Source organism: Colwellia asteriadis (assembly GCF_039523295.1).
GTDB lineage: Bacteria > Pseudomonadota > Gammaproteobacteria > Enterobacterales > Alteromonadaceae > Colwellia > Colwellia asteriadis.
Genome location: NZ_BAAAFA010000002.1, coordinates 82,351 through 106,409, shown reverse-complemented (window position 1 = coordinate 106,409; position 24,059 = coordinate 82,351). Strand labels below are relative to the sequence as shown.

At 38.7% G+C, this 24,059-nt stretch carries 27 protein-coding genes; 7 read left to right on the top strand and 20 right to left on the bottom strand.

What is annotated here, in order from left to right; translation table 11 throughout:
• Window positions 1-26: 26 nt before the first annotated feature.
• From hemC to ABD005_RS03620, 4 genes are read left to right on the top strand one after another with little or no spacing between them, the layout of a single operon-like run.
• A complete protein-coding gene (gene hemC / locus ABD005_RS03635; protein ID WP_343815083.1) occupies window positions 27-974 on the top strand; it encodes a hydroxymethylbilane synthase in 948 nt (315 codons plus the stop codon).
• A gap of 8 nt (window positions 975-982) precedes the next feature.
• Window positions 983-1,777 (top strand): uroporphyrinogen-III synthase, encoded by a 795-nt coding sequence (locus ABD005_RS03630; RefSeq protein ID WP_343815080.1) that lies wholly within the window; start codon window positions 983-985, stop codon window positions 1,775-1,777.
• 35 nt (window positions 1,778-1,812) lie between these two features.
• Window positions 1,813-3,147, top strand: coding sequence for a uroporphyrinogen-III C-methyltransferase (locus ABD005_RS03625; RefSeq protein WP_343815077.1), 1,335 nt, complete (start codon window positions 1,813-1,815; stop codon window positions 3,145-3,147).
• On the top strand, window positions 3,144-4,355 hold the full coding sequence (locus tag ABD005_RS03620; protein WP_343815075.1) for a heme biosynthesis HemY N-terminal domain-containing protein: 1,212 nt from the start codon (window positions 3,144-3,146) through the stop codon (window positions 4,353-4,355). The genes ABD005_RS03625 and ABD005_RS03620 overlap by 4 nt, the downstream gene beginning before the upstream one ends.
• Before the next feature lie 25 nt (window positions 4,356-4,380).
• On the opposite strand, the gene ABD005_RS03615 is transcribed toward ABD005_RS03620, so the two are convergent.
• From ABD005_RS03615 to trxA, 5 genes are all read right to left on the bottom strand, one after another.
• Window positions 4,381-4,782: a GNAT family N-acetyltransferase gene (locus ABD005_RS03615; RefSeq protein WP_215980154.1), complete on the bottom strand. Its 402-nt coding sequence runs from the start codon at window positions 4,780-4,782 to the stop codon at window positions 4,381-4,383.
• A 177-nt stretch (window positions 4,783-4,959) separates the two neighbouring features.
• Window positions 4,960-5,667, bottom strand: coding sequence for an NAD(P)H-flavin reductase (gene fre / locus ABD005_RS03610; RefSeq protein ID WP_215980108.1), 708 nt, complete (start codon window positions 5,665-5,667; stop codon window positions 4,960-4,962).
• Window positions 5,668-5,698: 31 nt separating this feature from the next.
• On the bottom strand, window positions 5,699-7,192 hold the full coding sequence (gene ubiD / locus ABD005_RS03605) for a 4-hydroxy-3-polyprenylbenzoate decarboxylase (RefSeq protein ID WP_343815072.1): 1,494 nt from the start codon (window positions 7,190-7,192) through the stop codon (window positions 5,699-5,701).
• A 117-nt stretch (window positions 7,193-7,309) separates the two neighbouring features.
• Window positions 7,310-8,569, bottom strand: coding sequence for a transcription termination factor Rho (gene rho, locus ABD005_RS03600; protein WP_215980106.1), 1,260 nt, complete (start codon window positions 8,567-8,569; stop codon window positions 7,310-7,312).
• Between the two features lie 301 nt (window positions 8,570-8,870).
• Window positions 8,871-9,197, bottom strand: a complete 327-nt coding sequence (trxA, locus tag ABD005_RS03595) for a thioredoxin TrxA (protein ID WP_215980105.1) — start codon at window positions 9,195-9,197, stop codon at window positions 8,871-8,873.
• 178 nt (window positions 9,198-9,375) lie between these two features.
• Here trxA and rhlB point away from each other — a divergent pair, with 178 nt between their 5' ends.
• Both rhlB and ABD005_RS03585 read left to right on the top strand, forming a co-directional pair.
• Complete coding sequence (gene rhlB / locus ABD005_RS03590; RefSeq protein WP_343815066.1) at window positions 9,376-10,653, top strand: ATP-dependent RNA helicase RhlB; 1,278 nt, start codon at window positions 9,376-9,378, stop codon at window positions 10,651-10,653.
• A 33-nt stretch (window positions 10,654-10,686) separates the two neighbouring features.
• Window positions 10,687-11,688, top strand: coding sequence for a Ppx/GppA phosphatase family protein (locus ABD005_RS03585; protein WP_343815064.1), 1,002 nt, complete (start codon window positions 10,687-10,689; stop codon window positions 11,686-11,688).
• A 2-nt stretch (window positions 11,689-11,690) separates the two neighbouring features.
• On the opposite strand, the gene ABD005_RS03580 is transcribed toward ABD005_RS03585, so the two are convergent.
• The 4 genes from ABD005_RS03580 to ABD005_RS03565 form a co-directional block, all read right to left on the bottom strand.
• Window positions 11,691-11,984 (bottom strand): hypothetical protein, encoded by a 294-nt coding sequence (locus tag ABD005_RS03580; protein WP_343815059.1) that lies wholly within the window; start codon window positions 11,982-11,984, stop codon window positions 11,691-11,693.
• Between the two features lies 1 nt (window position 11,985).
• Window positions 11,986-12,651, bottom strand: a complete 666-nt coding sequence (locus ABD005_RS03575) for an alpha/beta hydrolase (RefSeq protein WP_343815056.1) — start codon at window positions 12,649-12,651, stop codon at window positions 11,986-11,988.
• Between the two features lie 155 nt (window positions 12,652-12,806).
• Window positions 12,807-13,382, bottom strand: a complete 576-nt coding sequence (locus ABD005_RS03570; RefSeq protein ID WP_343815054.1) for a histidine phosphatase family protein — start codon at window positions 13,380-13,382, stop codon at window positions 12,807-12,809.
• Window positions 13,383-13,398: 16 nt separating this feature from the next.
• Window positions 13,399-13,947 (bottom strand): TetR/AcrR family transcriptional regulator, encoded by a 549-nt coding sequence (locus tag ABD005_RS03565; protein WP_343815051.1) that lies wholly within the window; start codon window positions 13,945-13,947, stop codon window positions 13,399-13,401.
• A 190-nt stretch (window positions 13,948-14,137) separates the two neighbouring features.
• Between ABD005_RS03565 and ABD005_RS03560 the strand changes: the two genes are divergently transcribed.
• Entirely contained in the window at window positions 14,138-14,800 is a 663-nt protein-coding gene (locus tag ABD005_RS03560) for a glutathione S-transferase family protein (protein WP_343815048.1), read from the top strand.
• Between the two features lie 79 nt (window positions 14,801-14,879).
• Here ABD005_RS03560 and hemB read toward each other — a convergent pair whose 3' ends face one another.
• From hemB to ftsY, 11 genes are all read right to left on the bottom strand, one after another.
• Window positions 14,880-15,932 (bottom strand): porphobilinogen synthase, encoded by a 1,053-nt coding sequence (gene hemB, locus ABD005_RS03555; protein ID WP_215980098.1) that lies wholly within the window; start codon window positions 15,930-15,932, stop codon window positions 14,880-14,882.
• 34 nt (window positions 15,933-15,966) lie between these two features.
• Entirely contained in the window at window positions 15,967-16,851 is an 885-nt protein-coding gene (locus tag ABD005_RS03550) for a GGDEF domain-containing protein (RefSeq protein WP_343815045.1), read from the bottom strand.
• Window positions 16,852-16,892: 41 nt separating this feature from the next.
• Entirely contained in the window at window positions 16,893-17,687 is a 795-nt protein-coding gene (locus ABD005_RS03545; protein WP_343815042.1) for a TatD family hydrolase, read from the bottom strand.
• A 9-nt stretch (window positions 17,688-17,696) separates the two neighbouring features.
• Complete coding sequence (locus tag ABD005_RS03540; protein ID WP_215980096.1) at window positions 17,697-18,254, bottom strand: hypothetical protein; 558 nt, start codon at window positions 18,252-18,254, stop codon at window positions 17,697-17,699.
• 52 nt (window positions 18,255-18,306) lie between these two features.
• Complete coding sequence (gene tatC, locus ABD005_RS03535) at window positions 18,307-19,080, bottom strand: twin-arginine translocase subunit TatC (protein WP_215980095.1); 774 nt, start codon at window positions 19,078-19,080, stop codon at window positions 18,307-18,309.
• Window positions 19,077-19,496, bottom strand: a complete 420-nt coding sequence (gene tatB / locus ABD005_RS03530; protein ID WP_343815035.1) for a Sec-independent protein translocase protein TatB — start codon at window positions 19,494-19,496, stop codon at window positions 19,077-19,079. The genes tatC and tatB overlap by 4 nt, the downstream gene beginning before the upstream one ends.
• Before the next feature lie 3 nt (window positions 19,497-19,499).
• Entirely contained in the window at window positions 19,500-19,760 is a 261-nt protein-coding gene (tatA, locus tag ABD005_RS03525) for a twin-arginine translocase TatA/TatE family subunit (protein WP_215980093.1), read from the bottom strand.
• A gap of 452 nt (window positions 19,761-20,212) precedes the next feature.
• On the bottom strand, window positions 20,213-21,070 hold the full coding sequence (rpoH, locus tag ABD005_RS03520; protein WP_215981149.1) for an RNA polymerase sigma factor RpoH: 858 nt from the start codon (window positions 21,068-21,070) through the stop codon (window positions 20,213-20,215).
• Between the two features lie 181 nt (window positions 21,071-21,251).
• The gene (gene ftsX / locus ABD005_RS03515) at window positions 21,252-22,226 is read right to left on the bottom strand and encodes a permease-like cell division protein FtsX (protein WP_343815030.1); all 975 of its coding nucleotides are present in this window, start codon (window positions 22,224-22,226) and stop codon (window positions 21,252-21,254) included.
• The gene (gene ftsE / locus ABD005_RS03510; RefSeq protein ID WP_215981147.1) at window positions 22,219-22,917 is read right to left on the bottom strand and encodes a cell division ATP-binding protein FtsE; all 699 of its coding nucleotides are present in this window, start codon (window positions 22,915-22,917) and stop codon (window positions 22,219-22,221) included. The genes ftsX and ftsE overlap by 8 nt, the downstream gene beginning before the upstream one ends.
• An 80-nt stretch (window positions 22,918-22,997) precedes the next feature.
• Window positions 22,998-24,059 (bottom strand): signal recognition particle-docking protein FtsY (gene ftsY, locus ABD005_RS03505; RefSeq protein WP_343815024.1); only part of this gene is annotated, 1,062 nt, incomplete at its 5' end.

Here is a 24,059-nt window from a genome sequence, read left to right as displayed (position 1 = left end):
AAATACACAGAACACTGGAAACATACATGACAAATACCACCGTACGCATTGCGACCCGTAAAAGTGCTCTTGCTTTATGGCAAGCCGAATATGTTAAAGCACAGTTAGAGCACTTTCATGCTGATATTGCTGTTGAGTTAGTGCCAATGACCACTAAAGGCGACATTATTCTAGACACACCGTTAGCAAAAGTAGGCGGTAAAGGTTTGTTTGTAAAAGAGCTTGAAGTAGCAATGCTTGAAGATCGTGCAGACATTGCCGTACATTCAATGAAAGATGTACCAGTAGACTTTCCTGAAGGCTTAGGTTTAGAAGTTATTTGTCCACGTGAAGACCCTCGTGATGCTTTTGTTTCAAATACTTATAAAAATTTAAGTGAATTACCGCAAGGTGCCATTGTTGGTACTTCAAGTTTACGACGTCAATGTCAGTTAAAGGCAAAACGCCCCGACTTAGATATTCGTGATTTACGCGGCAATGTTAACACCCGCTTAAGTAAATTAGATAACGGCGAGTATGACGCCATTATTCTGGCCTCTGCTGGGCTTATTCGCTTAAAAATGAGCGACCGTATTAGCCAGTATATTGAGCCTGAAGAAATGTTGCCTGCTAATGGGCAAGGCGCTGTAGGTATTGAGTGTCGTAGTGACGATGCAAATATAAAAGCATTATTGGCACCACTAGAGTGTGCTATTACACGTGCCCGCGTTTTGGCTGAGCGCGCAATGAACAAAGCACTACAAGGTGGCTGTCAGGTACCTATTGGTAGTTACGCTATTTTACAAGGCGAAAATAACAGCACTATATACCTAAGAGGTTTAGTGGGCGCAGTTGACGGAAGCGAATTAATTGAAAGCGAAATATCTGGCCCCGTAGCCCAAGGTGAAGCTTTAGGTGAGCAACTTGCACAAGTGTTGTTAAGTCGTGGCGCCGACAAAATACTCGAAAAAGTGTATGCCGATAACGACGCGTAATCATTGATATGCTACCCACAACAGCAACAACCGAGTTAACGGTATTGTTAACTCGGCCTCAAGAAAAATCAGAACAGCTCGCCGCACAGTTACAAACAGTAAACATTGGCAGCTTTATTCAACCATTATTTGATTATAAAGCCAGTGCAACCACAGCAGACATTAACGCTGTAATGGCTGATGTTGATATTGTCATTTTTGTCAGTGCACCTGCGGTAGCCTATACTGATGCTTGTTACCCATTAACATCAGTATTAACGTTAACGAATAAAAGCATACAATTTTTTGCTGTGGGTCAAGCAACCCAAGTCGCATTAGAGCGCTTAGGTATTGAAAATGTATTATCGCCGCAAGCACCTTTAGCCGAAACAAGCGAAGGCTTATTACAACTACCTGAACTACAAAACGTAGCCAATAAAAAAGTCGTTATTTTTCGCGGTAATGGTGGCCGAGAACATATTGCCAATACTTTAACGGCACGTGGCGCTGACCTTCATTACATTGAAAGCTATCAACGCGTATGGAAAACCTTGTCACAAAAACAACTAACACGTTGGAAAAGCAATAAAATAAACTGTATTGTCGCCACAAGTAACGATATATTAACTACATTAGTAAAACTCATTGACGATAATGATGAGCAAAACAGTTTTTGGCGTGAACAGTGTGTTTGGGTCGTGGTTAGCCAACGCATTGCCGATAATGCTAAGCACTTAGGCTTACGCCAAGTAATCAATAGCCAAGGTGCAAATAGCCAAAAAATATGCGATGCACTCAAGCAATTACAGAAAAACACCATGTAAGTACTCTGTAGCTTAACTAACGATGGAATTAAATTATGTTAGATAAAGATAAACCGACTCAAAGTAAAGCTAGTGACAGCGCTACTGATAAAAAAACACTGGTTGTTGAAAATAAAACTAACACCGCTCAATCGTCAACCTCACCAGAAAAAAATCAATCAAAACAAAGAACTACAGCTAAGACTAAAACAGCAGATAAAAAACCTGCCGCGAGTACAGTACAACCAAGTCGAAGTGCTGTCACACCAAAACAAAAAATATCAAAACTGGCTATTTTCGCCTTACTCATTGCCTTGCTTAGTATAGCGGCATCAGTTGGCCATTATTTTTGGCAAGAACAGCAATCATCATTGCATGCAACCAACCAAAATGCCCAAACCACACAAGCATTGCAAGACCATAAGCAACAATTAGAAAGCTCTCTTGGTACTGCGCTTTCACAGCAACTGCAAACTCAATTGCAAAAACAGCAACAAGAATTTAGTCGTCAATTACAGCAATACAACCAACAAAATCAGGCCGCTAACCAAGCTGAACTAGCGCAATTTAACGATAAAATTACACGACTAGAAAAAAGCCTTAAACAGCGAGATCCAAGTGACTGGTTAATTCACGAAAGTGAGTACTTAATTCGTGTAGCAGCAAGAACTATGTGGTTAGAACAAGATACTCGCGCTGCAATTAGTTTACTGAAAGAAGCAGATAGCCGTCTTGAAGAGTTAAAACAACCAAAATTTTTACCCATACGTTCGTTAATTCGCCAAGATATTGAAGCATTAGCCTTAATGCCAACACTTGATACTCAAAACGCTATTTTGCATTTAATGGCATTAAATAAACAAGTTGCATCATTACCGTTAGCTAAAGTTAATGTCCCTCAAGCAAACGACGCATTCACCAAACAAGATCTTGAATTATCAAACGATATTAGTGATTGGCAAAGTAACCTAGGAAAAACGTGGCAGCGATTTTTTAACGACTTTATCGTAGTACGTCGACGCACCGGCAACATAGAGCCTTTAATGGCACCAGGACAGCAGCAAAACTTAAAACAAAATTTAAGTTTAAAAATACAGCTTGCCCAATGGTCAGCTAGCGAACATAAACCAGAAATATATAAACAAACATTACTCGATATTCAAGAGTGGCTTAAGCAATTTTTTGATATGACCTCGACGGTTAACCAAAACTTCTATAGTGCGGTAGAAGCGGCTAAAAAGCATGTTATTGATTATAACTACCCTAGTCATTTAGATTCATTAACCGCAATTAAACAACTGTTGAATGAGTCAGCTGTTGCACCAGAGCCAGAACAAGTTGAGCCTGAAGCAATAAAAGCAGACGCAGCTAACGATGAGGGTACGTTATGATTCGTTTAATCATTATTTTACTTATCGTATTTGGAGTTATCGCGCTAAGTTCTTTTCTCATTGATGATCCGGGTTATGTTGTTGTGTCTATTGGCGGTTATATTTATGAGTTTACTGCTTATACGCCCATTTTTTGGTTAACGTTAATTACCGTACTTGGTTTTATCACTTATAAAATATTGCACCATGGTGTGGCGTTTAGCTTCAGCGGTTGGCGCAAAATAGCTTTTGCTGGACAACGTCGTGGCATTGCTAATTTTAATAAAGGTTTAGCTGCATACGTGCTAGAAGATTACGCACAAGCAGAGCAATTGTTTTCGAAAAGTGCCGCCCCTTCTAAGCGCAAACAAAGCGCATACTTACTGGCAGCATCTGCGGCTGAAAAACAAGGTTTAGAAGATAACACTAACCACTATCTTACCTTGTTAGAAAAAGAAAAAATGCACCTTAAAGAGCTTGGGTTAGAAAGTGTCATTGTAAAAATTAAGCTATTAATGAATCAGAAAAAAGCCGAAGCCAATGCTAAAGCCCGAGCATTAATTGACGAGCATCATAAACTCATTGGTCATGACGCTCGCTTATTAAGCTTAGAAATAGATTTATGTTTAACTGAACAGCGCTTTGAAAGTGCTATTACCCATTTAAATACTGCGTACAAGAAAAAAGAACTAACGTCACAAGTGGTTGAGACATGGGAAAAAAAGGCTTATTACGGCTGGTTTAAACACAGTATGTCAACAAAAGGACAAGCGCAATTAGAATCAAATTGGCAACAAGTTAGCCGTAAACTCAAACAACATCAAAGCATTTTATTTACTTATTGTCAGGTACTGGCAGAGCATAATGTAATTACACCGCTAACCAAAGTGCTGCTGCCATTATTGAAAAAATCACCAAGTGCTGAGCTATTAAAACAAGTACGTAACTTTCCTATTAAACAAGCCGATGAACTTATCGTATTAGCGCAGAAGAAATTGCACGGCAACATTCATAGTGGTAAGTGGTTAAGCTATTTAGGACATTTAGCCTTACACAGCGGACAATATTCTATGGCCGAAAAAGCCCTACGTAGCTTGATTAAGCTTGAAGAAGAAAGTTATGGCGTGCAATACGATAAACAAGACTTGGCGGCGCTAGCACAAGCCCTTACAGCACAAGAGCAATATCAAGCCGCAAACGAGATTTGGTTGAAAGCTAATAAACTATAAATAAGAAGCTGCTCACTCGCGGTGCCTAGCTTACCTGATAAATATTAGGTGTCCATAGCTCCATAAATATTTCAGGGCTAGCGAGTGCCTTAAAGCCAAACTGTTGGTATAAACCATGAGCGTCTGATGTCGCAAGTAGCATACGCCGTAATCCTTGCAACTTAGGATGCTGAATAATTTCAGCCATCAGCTTTTTACTTAAGCCTTGACCGCGATGTTCTTCTAAAATATAAACATCCGCAAGATAAGCCACCGTTGCATAATCGGTGATCATTCTTGCAAAACCGACTTGTGTGCTTTTCCCCTGAATAATCGCAAGTACTGCAAAACATAACGAGTTTTCTATCGCTGTTTTAACAACGCTTTTAGGAATATTTTTCGCCCAATAAGAGCGGGATAAATAGCTATGAACCGCATCATTGTTCATTTCAGCTTTATTGGTTGTTATTTTATAGGTTAACGAGGCAGAATTATTTGCCTTACTCTCCTGAGTTATCACACTTCCCCCCAGCTTTATCCTAAAATATAACTAAATATCCCAAGCTCAGTTTAAAAGAACAAGTCATCTAGCTATATTTCAATTCACGAGTCAGCACCCTTTTATTTAAATAAACGCAAAGGCATCAGCATACATATGCTCTAAAGAAGCGCCGTGTTCAACAAAGTCGCCTCGAATGGCGCCAACCATTTCAAAACGACCCGCAAGGTAAATATCGTACCCTTCAAAGCTAGCAATATCATTCATAGCAGCTTGGTGTACTAAACCCGTTCTACCCTGCCAGCTATCAGTAGCATGCTCAACAACAGGTACAAAAGTCGCGTTAGGTAGTTTAGCGATAGTCGCCGCCGTTTCAGCAAGTTCATAACAAGCGCTTTCTTCACGCAAACCCCAGTAAACATGCACTGGACGCTGTGATTTTTGTTCTGCTAAAAATTCAAACATTGATTTAATGTAAGAAAACCCTGTGCCACCAGCAAGTAATAACAACGGTCGTTCGCTTTCTGTACGTAATTGTGCATTACCTAATGCCATTTCAACCGTAACATCGCTATTATTTTCAACACTTTCTTTAATACGGTCGATCACTTGCATTGGGTAGCTATCGGCAACAAAAGCACCAATTTGCAATTCAATTAATTCGCTATTAGGTGAGCTAGCAATTGAAAATGGACGCTTATCTTTTTCAGTCATAACAAAGTTCAAGTATTGACCTGCAACAAAATCTATTTTTTCACTTGGCTTTAATAACACTTTAAACACGTGTGGCGTAAGTGAACTAAGTGATTGTATTTTACAGCTAATTGTTTTCATTAAGTTAACCTTATCTCTAATTTTGTTGTGTCTATACTGTTGGTGGAATAATAGCGAGCTCATCCCACAGGTCATCCACTTCATCTTTAACAGCTTGTGTCATTTCAATAGGAACGCCCCATTCACGGTCAGTTTCTCCTGGCCACTTATTGGTTGCATCCATCCCCATTTTTGAGCCTAAACCCGAAACCGGTGAAGCAAAATCAAGGTAATCAATCGGTGTATTCTCAATAAGTACCGTATCGCGACTTGGATCCATACGTGTAGTCATTGCCCAAATGACATCTTGCCAATCGCGCGCATTAACATCATCATCGCAAACAATAACAAACTTGGTATACATAAATTGTCGCAAGAACGACCAAACCCCCATCATGACGCGTTTTGCATGACCTGCATATTGTTTTTTAATGGTCACTACCGCTAAGCGATAAGAGCAGCCTTCAGGTGGCAAGTAAAAGTCTTGAATTTCAGGAAATTGCTTTTGCAAAATCGGCACAAATACTTCATTTAATGCCACACCTAAAATAGCAGGTTCATCTGGTGGTCTGCCGGTATAAGTACTGTGATAAATAGCATCTTTGCGCATTGTAATATGCGTTACTGTGAATACTGGAAAGTCATCCACTTCATTATAATAGCCGGTGTGATCGCCATACGGGCCTTCTGGTGCGGTTTCTTCTGGGTCTAAGTAACCCTCTAAAATAATTTCAGCCGTTGCAGGTACTTCTAAATCATTACTAATCGATTTAGCTACTTCGGTTTTAGCACCACGTAATAACCCTGCAAATGCATACTCAGAAAGTGTATCAGGTACTGGCGTTACCGCGCCTAAAATGGTCGCAGGATCGGCACCAAGTGCCACTGATACCGGGTATTTTTCACCAGGGTTCGTTTTTTTAAATTCTTGAAAGTCTAATGCTCCACCACGGTGAGATAACCAACGCATAATCACTTTATTTTTACTGAGCACTTGTTGACGATAAATACCCAAGTTTTGACGCTCTTTAAATGGGCCTCGTGTAACAGTTAAGCCCCAAGTAATTAAAGGCGCAACATCGCCAGGCCAACAAGTTTGAATGGGTAACTTTGTTAGATCTACCTCATCGCCTGATAAAACAATTTGCTGACATAAAGGTTTTTTTATTTTCTTAACCGGCATGTTTAACACTTGTTTATAAAGTGGAATTTTACCTAAAGCATCGCGAAAACCACTTGGTGGCTCTGGCTCTTTTAACATAGCGAGTAGTTTACCAACGTCACGTAATGCACTTACATTATCTTGTCCCATACCCAACGCCACACGATCTGGTGTGCCAAATAAGTTGGTTAAAATTGGCATACCGTGCGGTTTACCGTGTTCATCGACGGGATTTTCAAATAACAATGCAGGACCTTGCGCGCGCAAGGTTCTATCACTAATTTCTGTCATTGTTAAATGTGTTGAAATAGGCGCAGTAATGCGCTTTAACTGACCTATTTTTTCAAGTTGATTAATAAAATCTCTTAAATCACTGTATTTCATAAGGCGTTATATTTTCAATATAAAAAGCCAGTCAATGTGACTGGCTTTGTTTAATAAAGTATTGGCAAAACAGTCGGTCAATACAGCATGGCTATATTAACTTACATAGCTTTTGAATTACTTACGTTTCATTGAATCAAAAAATTCATCGTTAGTTTTAGTCATTGCTAACTTATCGATAAGGAATTCTATCGCGCCTATTTCATCCATTTCATGAACGACTTTGCGTAAAACCCACATTTTTTGTAGTTCATCAGGCTTAGTAATTAACTCTTCACGACGAGTACCACTGCGATTAATATTAATGGCAGGGAAAACACGTTTTTCAGAAATTTTACGTGACAGGTGTAATTCCATGTTACCTGTCCCTTTAAACTCTTCGTAAATAACTTCGTCCATTTTAGAGCCAGTTTCTACCAATGCAGTAGCAATAATAGTTAAGCTACCACCTTCTTCAATATTACGTGCGGCACCAAAGAAGCGTTTAGGACGGTGTAGCGCATTCGCATCAACACCACCCGTTAAAATTTTACCTGATGATGGAATAACGGTGTTATAAGCACGCGCTAAACGAGTAATTGAATCAAGTAAAATAACTACGTCTTTTTTATGCTCAACTAAACGCTTAGCTTTTTCAATTACCATTTCAGCCACTTGTACATGGCGACTTGCTGGCTCGTCAAACGTTGAGGCAACCACTTCACCTTGTACTAGGCGTTGCATTTCGGTTACTTCCTCAGGACGCTCATCAATGAGTAGTACCATCAACTCAGCATCAGGGTGGTTGTAAGCAATGCTTTGTGCAATATTTTGTAATAAAAGTGTTTTACCCGCTTTAGGTGGTGCAACAATTAAACCACGTTGGCCTTTACCAATTGGTGAAGCTAAATCTAAAACACGTGCGGTAATATCTTCTGTAGAGCCGTTTCCGCGCTCCATTGAAAGACGATCAGTTGGGTGAATTGGTGTTAAGTTTTCGAATAAGATTTTATTGCGAGTATTTTCAGGGCGGTCAAAGTTTACTTCAGCGACTTTAAGTAAGGCAAAATAACGTTCGCCTTTCTTTGGTGGGCGAATTTTACCTTGAATGGTGTCACCAGTACGCATGTTGAAACGGCGTATTTGACTTGGTGAAACATAAATATCGTCTGGGCCGGCTAAATATGACGAGTCGGCTGAGCGTAAAAAGCCAAAACCATCTTGCAATATTTCTAATACACCGCCACCAAAAATATCATTATCGCCTTCAGCGTGTGCTTTTAAAATAGCAAAAATAATATCTTGTTTACGTGTTCTCGCAAGGTTTTCAAGCTTTAATGACTCAGCAAGCTTAACCAATTCACTAACGGATTTTTCTTTCAGTTCAGTAAGGTTCATAGGGGGTTTCTTAGACTATTTTAAGTGATGTGTCTGGGGCGATTGCCGACGACAATATATTTCAAATGTGTTTATGTTTATAAATTACAATAAGAATAGGGATAAAATGAGATGTTATTTTGTACTCAGGAGTTAAATTTAGCATTAAAATTTGAAGAGGTAAAGGTACGATTAAAATGTAAGCAAATATTTTTAAACTACCCAAGATTAAACTATCTCTAAATCTGCTACTGAGCTACTACTTACTCAACAAACTAATTAAACAAAAAAGCCTAACAACTATTGTTAGGCTTTTTTACTATTAAAGATTTTTATCTAAAAACTCTTTTAATTGAGTTTTTGATAAGGCACCTACTTTAGTGTCGGCAACCTGTCCATCTTTGAATAACAATAATGTTGGGATACCACGTACACCATATTTAGGTGGTGTTTCTGAGTTTTGGTCAATATTTAATTTACCAACAGTCACTTTACCTTCATATTCAGTAGCAATATCATCAAGTACTGGGGCTATCATTTTACATGGACCACACCATTCAGCCCAAAAATCAACTAATACTAAATCCGATGCATTTAATACATCTGCTTCAAAACTATCGTCAGTTAGCTGAACAATTTTATCGCTCATCACATTCTCCGTTCGTTATGGCTAAAGCGCCTTATATTTTCGATTATACATTTAAGATTATTTAATGCCTATATTTTCAAGTTATTTTTTAATATAGCCTATAACCCAAACAATTAATTTACCTGTCAACTATGCAATTAATTAGTGATTACTTAACTAAAGGTGTTAAGCTAGCGCCATGAAAAAAACACATTTAACAGAAACAAAATTCGCTGACCTAAATCTTGCTCCGCAAGTAGTGACCGGATTAAACGCCATGGGCTTCGAATATTGCACAAATATTCAAGCGAAATCCTTACCAGTATTGTTACAAGGCACTGACATAGCAGGCCAAGCACAAACAGGTGAAGGTAAAACTATCGCCTTTTTAGCGGCAACTTTTCATCACCTTTTACAAAAGCCTGCACCTGAACATAATCAGCCACGTGCTTTGATTATGGCGCCTACACGTGAGTTAGCTATTCAAATTCATCGTGATGCAGCAGAAATGGCTAAAAGCACAGGTTTACGCCTTGGTGTTGTATATGGGGGCGAAGGTTATGAAAGTCAACGTTTAGAACTTGAAGCGGGTGTAGATATTCTTATTGGCACTTGTGGACGTTTACTTGACTACATGAAGCAAGGTATTTACAACTTAAAAAACATTGAAGTTATTGTACTTGATGAAGCGGATCGTATGTTCGATTTAGGCTTTATTAAAGACATTCGCTATATGTTTAATAAAATGCCTCCTGCGACTGAACGTTTGAGCATGTTATTCTCTGCGACTCTTTCATTTCGAGTAAAAGAGTTGGCATTCGACCATATGAATGAGCCAACTAGTGTTGAAGTAGCACCAGAAGATAAAACCAACACTCGCATTTCTGAAGAACTATTTTACCCTTCTAATGAAGATAAAATGGCCTTGTTACAAACATTAATCGAAGAAGATTGGCCAGAAAAAGCCATTATTTTTGCTAATACTAAACATGTTTGTGAAAAGATTTTTGATCATTTGCACGCTGATAAGTTACGTGTGGGTTTACTCACGGGCGATGTACCGCAGAAAAAACGTTTAAAAATATTAGAAGGCTTTACTGAAGGCACTATTGATATTTTAGTGGCGACCGATGTTGCCGCGCGTGGTTTACATATTCCTAGTGTAACCCATGTATTTAACTACGATTTACCTGATGATTGTGAAGATTATGTTCACCGTATTGGCCGTACAGGCCGTGCTGGTGCTACTGGGCACTCTATTAGTTTAGCGTGTGAGCAATATGTATTTAATTTACCTGCCATAGAGCAATATATTGAACATGAGCTGCCAGTTACTAAATATGATCATGATGCACTATTAGAAGACTTACCTAAGCCGAAACCACGTCAACGACGTCATCGCTCAGGTGGTAAGCCAGCCAATAGATCAGGTGGTAATCGTCAAGGTAACAGTAACTATCGCGGTAATCGCAATTAGTTAATGCTTTCGTAAACAGATAGTCAATTCACTATGATAGAGCCTGAAAATATACCAAACTATGATAACAACCACTATGCAGTGGTTGATTTAGGCTCTAATAGTTTTCACTTGCTTATTACACGCTTAACGCCAGGTAAGCATGGCAATCAAGTTAGTATCGTCGATAAAGTAAAAAGCAAAGTCCGTTTAGCTTCTGGCTTAGATGACAATAACGTTTTAAGTAATGAAGCAATAAAACGTGGTCTTGATTGTTTACAACTTTTTTCTCAACACTTACAAAGCATTCCTGTTCAAAATATCAAAATAGTTGCTACCGCAGCTCTGCGTATTGCCAGTAACAACGATCAATTTATAAAGCAAGCAAATAAGATATTGCCAACACCCATTGAGCTTTTTAGTGGCGAACAAGAAGCACAAACTATTTATGCAGGCGTAGCTTACACCTCTGCACATGCTGCTCTACAAAATAAATTAACGAGCACAGCTGACATAATGAAGCGCTTAGTTATTGATATTGGTGGCGCGAGTACTGAAATTATTGTCGGCTCTGGGGTTACTGCTAAAGCCTTAGTGAGCTTGAACATTGGTTGTGTAAGTTTTAGAGCTAAATATTTCAGCGATGAGCAGCTTTCTGAAGCTAATTTTTCACAAGCAATAACGGCCGCATCAGCGCAAATATCTTCGGTTAAAACGCAATTTACCAACTTAGGGTGGCACACCACTGTTGGTAGCTCTGGTACTATGCAAGCCTTAGCTGAAATATTACGTTACCGCCAACAACCTGCTGTGATTACGTTAGCGTTTTTACAAGAGATACAGAAAGACTTAATGACTTGTCAGTGTATTGACAATATTGCTATAGCTGGCTTAAGAGACGATCGCTGCCCAGTATTAGCCAGCGGCCTTAGTATTCTTATCGCATTATTTACTTGCTTAAACATTAATGAACTACAACTATCGCATGGCGCTTTAAGAGAAGGTTTACTTTTCGAATTGCTACCAAAAAACAGCTGGCTTAGTCATATAAAATAGCCCTATTCACCCTCGGGTGGATATTGTCGAAAGTACCAAAGCAAGATTGGAATTTCAATTAGGGTAAAGCTCAGCAAGGTAAACCAAAACCAGTTCATTTCCCAGCCTAATAACGAAAAAACCTGCCCCGAGCCCCAATATTTAAACCCAACCACTAACAATGCCAAGCCAGAAACGAAACAATCATACCATGCTATTTTATTGATATTATTACCAACAGATGTAGGGTAAAACCATAAGTAGGCTAATAAAATAATCACCAGATTTAATACGATGATCGGTAATTCAAAAGTCATTTTAATTTTTTACCATGCGGCTTGCCGTTTCAATAATATCCGGTAAGGCTAAATAATAAGTATTATGATGCTTGCCGTTGGCAACCACTTTTAAATCAACTGTATCGCTATGATTCAATAAGATACTTATATCGCGCAGTGGTGTCACTTCATCGTTCTCGCCTTGATAAATAACGACGGGTTTTTCTGACAAACCTACCAAAGCGTCAAGTAATGGATAATTTTCTCTTAATAATGCATGTATTGGTAGTAAGTTTAAAGGTTTCAAATACCATCTTTTATATAAATAGTGGTAAATAGCTTTATCTAACGAGATTGAAGCTCCTTCCAATATCACCCCTACAATATATGGTGTATTTGCACTATAAGCCGCCAAAGTTGCTCCAAGAGAACGTCCATAAACAATAGTTTTACTAGGTAAACAATCTAAAGAGATCCTCTCAACTTCCTCTTTAATTTCAACAATAAAGCGCTCTACACTATCAACCCTAGCTATAGCCCCTTCTTGACCAGGATAAGACAGCGAAAAAACTTGAAAACCTACCGATTGAAAACGATTAAACAACGTACGTTCATAATACTTTACCCCTCCTCTTTGTCCCGGAAAGAAAATGATGCAAGCGCCGTTCTCATCGCCATAACTTCTGATCAATGTTCCATTAGCCATAGTCTCAACACGCTCCTCATTCGTTACTTCTACTAACGGGATTGAGGGAAACAAAAAGCCTGTCGATTGTGAGTGCAGTATATAAGCAGTTATCGTATAAATGGCTAATAGCAATAACATTATAACTTTAAGCATCAAAAATATGCCTATTCTCCTTAGTTTTTTTGCAAGCAGGTTTCGCCCCAAAATTTATCACTTTTTTGCGTTAATACCCAACCCTGTTTCATTAACTCTCTTTTTAAAAAGTGATTGGTAACACCGTGGGCAAAAACAATCACTTGCTCTTGCTCACTAGCTAAAGCATTTAACTTGTGTGCAGCTCCTTGAATACGAATTTTAGCTTGTTTAAAGCTTTCAACATTAGTACTCATTAATTTTTTCACCCCCAAAAACCAAAGTATTCTCGATAATACCAACCAACTATAAGGCTTTAATCGCCAAGGTAGTTTATAACGAGGAATATCCATCTCTCTTAAAATTGACCACTGCTGTTCAGGTTGAGCGCCCGTAAAAATAACCGCAGACTCAATAGCGCGCTTAAGGTTGCTAGCAATACAATAATGTTCACTATATTTCATCATAGCTGTCGCTTTAGGTCTGCTTGTTAGGATAACGCTTGAATGATTATAGGCATGAACCCAAGCAGCATAACCTGCTGCAGATAGTTTGGGTGAATATTCACCTTGTTCAGCAGTTACGGGCTTACCGTGACGTATTAGTACAATTTCCATTGTGCTTCCATAATGCTTATTTTGAACAAGAAAAAACGCCTTGCTGGCATGCTGCCAGAATTTCATTACTGAGGTCGGTATCATTCAGTGCTCGAGAAATAGCTAAGCCGCCAATCATCATAACCACACTTTGCAGGGTTTGCTCCCGTGTTTCGATAGATTGCTCTGCTTGGGCAATAAAGCGCTGTAATGTTTCAGTATAAGCTCTCCTAACTTGTTCGTCTTGTTGGGTGATGTCGGATACTAAAAATGCCAGTGGACAGCCTTGTGCTAGGTCATCATCGCGATGCTGCTTACTTAAATAATACTGCGCATATAACGCCATATCAGCCTTACTACTTTCTGGTCTTCGTTGTTGAGCGTTCTGCGCTGCTTTAGCAATAGCTTGTGCATATAAATCACTTTTCGAGCGAAAATGACTATAAAAAGCGCCGCGAGTTAACTGCGCATTTTTCATGACATCATCAATAGAGACTTGCTCAAAGCCGCCCTGTGTAAACAGCATTGCCGCACTGGTTAATATTTTATCTTTTGAATTTTCTTTATGCGTTTTATGCCAAGCCATGATTTTTTAGCTCCCTTAATAAAAATACTCTACTCGAACTCCTAGGAATAACCCCTTAACCAAAGCTCAAATAGAGTATTTCACAAAATCAAAATATGTTCTTGAACATATTTTGATTAATTCTACAGTAATCCTAGTTTAAATAAATACACTATTGCATCTTGCTAGTGTAAACATTAAGGAAAATACAATGACAACAAAACAAGTACATATTTACGGCGCTAGCTTTTCAAACTTTGTTCGTTCGGTGATGCTCGTTTGTGAAGAAAAGAATATTACTTATACAACAGGGTTCGAGGTAAATTCTATTACTGTGCCATTTCATAGTGAGCAGCACTTTGCACTACACCCCTTTGGTAAGTTTCCAGTATTAGTTGAAAATGATTTTATACTGCCTGAAACAGCGAGTATTTGCCGCTATTTAGATAGTGACAAAGCATTGCAGCCTCATGACAGTAAAACGCGCGCGCGACACGATGCTTTTTGCGCGCATTTATCAATAGATATTGATAAAGCTTTAATACGTGATTACTTAATAGAGTTTGCCTTCCCAAAGGGAGAAAATGGTGAGGTCAGACTTGATGTGGCGAAACAAGCAATTCCAGCTGCAACTAACGCACTTAAAGTTATAGAGTTACAACTAACAACGCGAGATATTATTGGCGGTAAAAACCTATCCATAGCCGATGCTTTGCTCGCACCAATGTTAGCTTATTTATCTAGCGTACCAAGTGGTTTTAATTTACTTGAGGATTTTCCGAATCTCACTGAGTATTTAGCACGGTTAATGACACATGATTCTTGTCAAAAAGTACTTACCGCTAATCCTGATAAATCTATCGCTAAAATATAGCATCACTCAACTAAAAAGCTGAGCTACTTTCGTAACTCAGCTTTTAAAGTGTCTCTCGATTTATGTCCGTTTAATGTCTCTACTTGCTATGCTCTTCTTTAATCCAACGAGCCACTTGTTTAGCAAAATAAGTTAATATACCGTCAGCACCCGCACGTTTAAAGGCTAACAAGCCTTCCATAACGCAAGGTTTTTCAGCTAACCAGCCATTTTGTATTGCCGCCATATGCATCGCATATTCACCACTAACTTGATAAGCATAAGTAGGCACTTGAAAAGTGTCTTTTACACGACGCACTATATCTAAATAAGGCATACCAGGCTTCACCATCACCATATCAGCGCCTTCGCTAATATCTTGTGCGACTTCATGCAATGCTTCATTACTATTCGCAGGATCCATTTGATAAGTGTATTTATTACCGCCTTTAATATTACCGGCTGAGCCAACCGCATCTCTAAAAGGGCCGTAATAATTTGACGCGTATTTGGCTGAATATGCGAGTATTTTTGTATTAACAAACCCATGGTTTTCTAAGGCTTCACGAATAGCACCTACACGACCGTCCATCATATCTGATGGGGCAACAATATCAGCACCTGCCTCTGCGTGAGACAAAGCTTGCTTAACCAAAATTTCTTTGGTGACATCGTTAACAACATAACCCGCTTTACCTGCTTGATTATCATCGCTCTCACTTAAAATTCCGTCTTGTCCATGGGTGGTAAATGGATCAAGTGCAACATCGGTAATAACCGCTAGTTGAGGAAATTTTGCTTTTAGCGCCCGTACTGTACGTTGAGCTAACCCTTCAGGATTATAGGCTTCTTCAGCCATCAACGATTTACATTCACTTGGTGTTACCGGGAAGATGGCAATGGCAGGAATACCTAAGTCGACTAACTCTTGTGCCTCTTCAAGCAATAAATCAATACTCTTACGCTCAACTCCTGGCATTGAGGCAATCGCCTCGCGTTGATTTTGACCTTCAAGCACAAAAACAGGGTAAATTAAATCGTTAACCGTTAATTGTGACTCAGCCATTAGGCGGCGAGTTGAGTCATCAACGCGCATACGGCGCATACGTCTAGCGGGAAATTGACCAAAAAGTGTATTGCCACTGTGGTTCATAACAAGTTCCTAAAATAAAAAGAGTAGAATGTATTTATGTAAATTGGTGATATTGAGTTTGATTGCGTCCGTTATGTTTAGCTTTGTATAACGCTTTATCGGCAACTGAAAAAAGTTGCTCTGGAGTTACGTCATTTTGCTGTTGATAAGTACTAACACCACAGCTAATAGTGACCGAAAAGTCAGCCTGTTCAAACTGGAAATGCTCTGTTGCTATAGTTTCACGTAGCTTTTCAGCTAAGGCAATTGCACCGGTTAAATCAGTATCAGGTAAGATCAAACAAAATTCTTCGCCACCATAACGAAAGGCTTTATCGGTACTACGTTTTAAGCTCTTTTGAATATGCTTACTCAGCCAAATTAAACACTGGTCACCAACTAAATGTCCGTACGTGTCATTAACTGATTTAAAGTGATCTATATCAATGATGACTAAGCTTAATGGCGTTAAATTACGACGACTACGACGATATTCTGCCTGAATTTTTTGATCATAAAAACGACGATTATGTAAACCTGTTAGCTCATCGGATACGTTTTTTCGTTCGAGTTCTTGGTTAACACTTTCTAATTCTTGTAGGGTAATATTTAACTCTAATGTTCGCTCTTGCACACGATCTTCTAGTAAATCCTGACTTTGTTTCTGCTCTTCCACTAAAGCCTGTAGCGCGACCTTTGACTGTTCGATATCTGTAATTGCTTGCTTTAATTCAAGGTCTTTCTTTTGATACTGCCGACGTGTTGCACGGCACTGATAAAAAGCAAAAAGCCCCATTATGATGGCGCCCAATATAAAGCTCAGAGTAAGGTTTAATATTTGAGAAGGAGGTGCTGCAACTGTGCTAGCTTGACAGACAGGTATATAGAATGCGCCTAACATTAGCGTTACCCAGAGAAACCGCAATATTACAAATTTCATATAATCTTATTCTTTGGTTACGTTATAAAAAGATAAACACATTAAGGTAAATTAAATACTCGTTTAGCGTTAATCGTAGTTTGGCAAGCTATTTCATCTTGGTCAAGACCTGTGATCTTTGATATCTCTGCGACAATATAAGGTAAGTAACTAGGTTCATTACGGCTACTTTTAGGTTTAGGCCTAATAGTTCTAGGGGTTAAATAAGGTGCATCGGTTTCTATTAACAACTTATCTAATGGAATATGACTAACAATATCACGTAATATTTGTCCGCGTCGTTCATCACATAACCAACCGGTAATACCTATATACATGCCGGCATCTAAGCACTGCTTTAATTCATCCGCATTGCCCGTAAAACAATGAGAAACCATCGCAGGAATGCGATTAAAATAGGGAGTGAGTGTATTAAACCATGGTTCAAACGCATCGCGTTGATGTAAAAATAATGGCATTTGCAACTGTTCAGCTAAAACGACCTGCTCATTAAAAACTTTTATTTGCTGGGCTGGCGCTGAAAAATTACGGTTAAAGTCTAAGCCGCATTCACCAATAGCTTTTATGACATCATCTTTAGCAAGGATTTGTAGTTGCTCAATATAATCAGCGCTAACATGATCGGCATCATGAGGGTGTATTCCCACCGTAGCATAAAGACAGTCCTGCCACTGCTGCTGGTATTCATGACAAAGGGCTAACGCTTTTTGGCTTTCCTCAACATTAGTTCCAGTAATCAATAGCTGCTGAATACCAAGAGATTTAGCGCGCTCAATAACCTCAACACGATCTTTATCAAAACGTTGATTGGTTAGGTTTACCCCGATATCTATCAAAATTCTGCGCTACTTTAATCGTTTAACTTGAATGCGCTTATTACTATCCAATTTTTGTAAGTAATAAGCGCTTAAAGCACCTTTACTTAATTGGACTTCTTGTCCAGCTTTAAGAGATAAACGTTCACTACCTTTTTGCTTCCAAACCTGACCATTGGTAAAAGTGATTTTCCATTCACCTCTTAGCATTTTCTTTAATGAGGCGATAGTTAAAGTAATACTGGTAATTTCAGGCTCATTTGAAGCTGCCTCTTCTGATTTAGCAAAAGCTTCTTCTTTTTCATGCTGCGTTAGGACAATAGGAGCTGTGTTTTTTTCAGCCACTTGAGTGTCTGTAGTAACAGTACTTGTACTAGATTTACCTACTGCAGCAGGTGCTAAAATAACTGGCGTAGATTTAACTGATTGAGACAATGCATCAAAACAGCTTAGCCTTTTAGTATTATCATTTTCTCCAGCGCAACGTTTTACTTCCTCAGTAATATCAGCATGTTCAATCGCATAAGCGCCTGTAGAGCCAAGCAATGCTATTAAAGAAAGACATAAAATTTTATTGAAATTATTCACAAGCGACACCTTTGTATTTTTAATACTAATTTTTTAATTAGACTTATTGTAGTTAGTTTTTTGACTCAATATCTGGTGCGATATCATCTTCTGGTTTTGAGTAAATAGCAGCGATGATAATACCTACTTCAAATAACAATAACATAGGTACAGCTAACATAGTTTGAGAAATAATATCTGGTGGTGTTAATAACATACCAATAACAAAGGCGCCAACAATAACATAAGGACGCTTTTCCCTTAAATTATCAGGTGTGGTCACCCCAGTCCAACACATCAAAATTATGGCTATCGGGATTTCAAAGGCAACACCAAAAGCAAAGAATAGCTTTAAAACAAAATCTAAATAACTACTAATATCGGTTGCAATCACCACTCCCTCTGGCGCCACTGAGGTAAAAAAGGCAAACACCACCGGAAATACAGCAAAGTAGGCAAAGGCTATACCACCATAAAATAGTAATGTGGAACCCAGCATTAATGGGGCAATTAAACGTTTTTCATTTTTATATAACCCTGGTGCCACAAATGACCAAAGCTGAAATAAAATGTAAGGAATCGCGATAAACACTGAAATAACAATAGTTAATTTAAATGGCGCAAAGAAGGGTGATGCAACATCCGTTGCAATCATCTGAGAGCCGGCAGGCATAGTCGCTAATAAAGGCTGTGCTAAATATTGATAAATATCTTGAGCAAAATAGGCTAAACAACAAAAAACCACCAATACGCCTACAATAGAACGCAATAAGCGATTTCTTAACTCTAATAAGTGATCAAACAAGCTAGCACTTTGAGTGCTATTAGGGGTGGAAGAATTACTCATGAATCCGTTTTATTACTCTTTGAATTATCTGAAGAGCTAGATGTTTTATCAACCGAATTATCTAACGTTTTTGTATCATGTTTTTCATTCGAAAATGGTTCATTGTCGGTTGAGTCATCGACTTTTTTGTAAGGCTCATTGACCATAGCTGCTGCTTCTTGCAAAGATTTCAGTGATTCAGCGACTTCAGGGCTTAAGTTTTGTAAATTACTCTGTTCTGCTTTTTTTAAGTTTGCATGCAGTTCATGAATACGTAATTCTTCGGTGACTTCCGCTTTTACGGTATCACTAAAACGGCGAACCCCTGTTATCCAACTTTTCACTGTGCGCACAGCAACAGGTAAACGCTCAGGACCTAAAACAACTAAGCCCATGATGGCAATAACCATGAGCTCCCAAAAACCTATATCAAACATAATTTACGCCTGATGGTTTTCTGTGTTTTTTGTGGTGTCTGCGGTGTTTTTCTGTGCTTTATTCTGCTCTGGTGAGCTATCAGCAAGTGCTTCTGACGTTTTTTCTGTGCTAGCGCTTGATTCTTTATCATCGCTAACTGCATTCTTAAAGCCTTTAATAGCTGAGCCTAAATCACCACCTAAATTACGTAGCTTTTTAGTACCAAATAATAATATGACAATAACGGCGACAATAATAAGTTGCCAAATACCAATACCACCCATAATAACTATACTCCTACTGTTTAGTGTTGCGATAACTAAATAACCTGAGTTCGGCTTAACAAATGTTTCTCTAGCAGTTACTTTTCCTAACTTCTTAGTTAAATTTACTTGCAATAAGCCAGCTATTGACGAGAAATTTGCCTTGCTTATCATATGAAAAAAGAAAAACTATCAAGCTAGCGATTCAGAAAAGTAATTTTTGCTGATATTTCAATTTGTTAAATATCTCTTAAACCGAGTTCAGGTTAGATAACGTTAACTTAGCAACATTATATACCTAATTTACCTAATGAAACGAGTAAAAGCATTTAATAGATAAACAAATGATGATTTAAGATAAGCTTTATTCAATTTCAGCAGCACTAACTGTAAGTAATTTTGCTAGCGCTAAACTGTAACCATAAAAAAACCGACGATGAACGTCGGTTTTTGGCTTGATTAATACGTATTGATTAATCAAAGACCATAGTATTTTTTAATTTACCTAACGCATTTTTCTCTAACTGACGTACACGTTCAGCTGAGATTTGGTATTTATTAGCGAGCTCTTGCAGCGTAGATTTATCTTCGTTTAACCAGCGAGTTTGAATAATATCTTGGCTACGGTCATCTAATGTCACTAATGCGGTAGATAAACGCTTGTTGGCATGATTTTCCCAGTTAGCACTTTCTATTTCATCAGCTAAATCAGATTGCTTGTCTTCTAAGTACTGTGCTGGAGAAAAGTTACCTGCGCCAACACTGTCATCATCATCGTTAGATAATTCAAACGCTTGGTCATGGTTGCTCATACGAGATTCCATTTCCATAACATCTTTCGTGCTTACACCTAGTGTTTCAGCAACTGTGTTTACTTCTTCTGCACTAAACCAGCCTAAGCGCTTTTTATTTTTACGTAAGTTAAAAAACAATTTACGTTGAGCTTTGGTTGTCGCAACTTTCACAATACGCCAGTTACGCAGTACGTATTCATGAATTTCTGCTTTGATCCAATGCACAGCAAACGATACTAGACGTACGCCTACTTCAGGGTTAAAGCGTTTAACCGCTTTCATTAAACCTACGTTACCTTCTTGTACTAAATCGGCTTGTGGTAAACCATAGCCTGCATAACCTTTAGCAACATGAATAACAAAACGTAAGTGCGACATGATCAACTCTTGTGCCGCTTGTAAATCATTTTCATTGTAAAGACGAGTAGCCAATTCATGCTCTTTTTCAGGCGTAAGCATAGGAATGCTATACGCTGACTGCATATACGATTCAATACTACCGCTTTTAGGTAATGTAAGTTGCATTGTTTGACTCATAAAACTCTCCTTCTTCAATTCTACTTGCGTCCGCTATTTTAACACAGCTACATCACTGATGCGAACAACAGAACATGTACACTAGCCTAATAGAAACAGCAACACAAGTTGGTGAGGGCTTTTTTTAATGAAATTATTGTGACGATTTGTAAGTAAAAGTTTAGCGTGAACTCACAAAAAATTAATCAGCGTTAGGTTCAATAGCTTTAATGTGCTGACTTACCGATAAATAACTACCTAATAACCCTAAAGTTACGGCAAAAGCGATTAATAACATCACTTCATTAAAGGCTAAACCTTGTAACTCAAAACTACTATGATAGAGCTCGGTCAGCTCAGTAATTGCACTTTCTAAATATTGCGCTAATAATGCAACGCACAAACAAGAAAGTATACCGCCAAAAATCCCATACCAAATACCGGCATATAAAAATGGTCGCTGAATAAAGCTGTCGGTAGCACCAACCAATTTCATTACAGCAATAGCGTCTTTTTGGTTCAAAATAGCTAAACGAATAGTATTGCCAACAATTAACACCACTGATAGACAAAGCAATAAGGCAACCCCTAAGACAATGTCCTCAATTAGGCGAGCCATAGCTTCTAGGCGTGTTAGCCATTCAACATCTAGCTTTCCTTGCTCTACTTCACGCTCATTAAGTAATTTTTCAAGTAACTCATTAGCGGCTTGTGCTTTACTTGAACGCTGTGTTGGCGTCACTAATACCGTTGCGGGTAAAGGATTTTTATCTAAATATTCCAATGACTGACCAAAACCCGAAAGCATTTTAAATTCTTTTAGCGCTTGTTCCGCTGAAATATAATGCACTTCACTCACTTCGTTATACAAACGAATACGGTTAACTAAATTTTTAGCACTTTTTTCTGAAGTCGATAACTTTAGAAATAAGGTAATTTGAGAAGAGCTGTCCCACTGCTCACTAACATGTTGAGCATTTTTAACAAACAGGTGCAAAGTTGCAGGTAGCGCTAAGCTGATACCGAGAACAAATACTGTCATAACCGAAGTAAAGGGGGTACGCCATAAGTCTCCTAGGCTGCCTACAGCCTGTTGCAAATGTCTTATTGGCAACATTAATAGTCGTTGCCATAAACTACCCCGCTGACTTAAACCGCTATTATGGGTATTACTCATCAGTTATTCCTTGCGACTGTAATCCATCAACAATACCGTCATTAATCATAGTACCTTCACGTAATGTTAACGTGCGGTATTTCATCCGCGCTATTAGCCCTAAGTCGTGAGTTGCAATTAATACGGTTACGCCAGCGGCATTAAACTCTTCAAAAAGGCGAATAATATCGAGAGACAATTTGGGATCTAAATTACCTGTAGGCTCATCGGCAAGTAAAATCGGTGGCTTATTAATAATGGCTCGAGCAATACCAACACGCTGTTGTTCACCGCCCGACAACATATGTGGAAAACATTTTTGTTTGCTGCCTAAATGTACTTTTTCAAGGGCAGTAGCAACGCGTTTACGAATTTCGCTGTGGCTTACCCCTTCAATAATAAGTGGCAGTGCAACATTATCAAACACAGTGCGGTCTTTAAGTAGGTTGTGACTTTGAAAAATCATACCAATACCACGACGCACGTAAGGGATTTGTTTATATTGAATGTCTGCCAGTTCATTGTGATTAACTTGAATGCTACCCGAACTTGGCTTTTCCATCATAGAAATAAGCTTTAATAAGGTACTTTTACCGGCACCAGAGTGACCCGTTAAAAACGCCATTTCTCCCGCTTCAAGGTTAAAGCTTACTTGCTTCAACGCTAAAAAACCGCCAGGATAGGTTTTATTTACTTTATTAAAGTGGATCATGATGAGTTGTTGTTTTTATTGTTGATTTAACGATAAGTAGAATAACTTAACATAATTATTCTACTTATCTTAACTTTTATTTACTCTTCAGTTTTACTAAAAAGTGCTTCAATAAAGTCGTCCGCATTAAATGGTCTTAAATCATCAATGCCTTCACCGACCCCTAAATAACGAATAGGGATTTGATGCTTATCAGCAATCGCAAAAACAACACCACCTTTCGCTGTGCCGTCAAGCTTAGTTAAAGTAAGCCCTGTTAAACCGACAGCTTCATCAAAAAGCTTGGTTTGACTTAAGGCATTTTGCCCTGTGCCAGCGTCAAGAGTTAACATAATTTCATGAGGTGCATTAACGTCGAGCTTTTTCATTACTCGCACTACTTTTTTAAGCTCTTCCATAAGGTGCGCTTTATTTTGCAAACGTCCGGCGGTATCAGCAATTAGTACATCAACTTTACGTGCTTTAGCGGCACTAATAGCATCAAAAATAACCGAGGCACTATCAGCGCCAGTATGTTGAGCAATAACAGGAATGTCGTTACGCTCACCCCATACTTGTAATTGTTCAACAGCAGCCGCTCTAAAAGTATCACCAGCCGCTAGCATTACTGATTTTCCTTCTGCTTGAAATTGCTTAGCTAATTTACCAATAGTCGTGGTTTTACCAACACCATTAACACCAACCATTAGCATGACAAAAGGCCCATCGGTATTAGTAACATCCAGTGGCACGCTAACATTTTCAATAGTTTTTTTAAGTTCTATTTTAAGTAATTCATATAACGCAGAAGCATCTTTAAGCTCTTTACGACTAGCGCTCTGGGTTAATGAGTCAATTATTTTAGTTGTGGTTTCAACGCCCACATCCGCTAATAATAAGTGCTCCTCTAACTCTTCAAATAAATCATCGTCAATTTGCTTACCGCGAAATAAGTCAATTAAGCCACCACCAAGATTTTGGCGAGTTTTAGTTAAACTTTGTTTTAAGCGGGCAAAAAAGCCTTTCTTTTCTGGCTCTGGCTCTGGCTCTGGCTCTGGCTCTGGCTCTGGCTCTGGCTCTGGCTCTGGCTCTGGCTCTGGCTCTGGCTCTGGCTCTGGCTCTGGCTCTGGCTCTGGCTCTGGCTCTGGCTCTGGCTCTGGCTC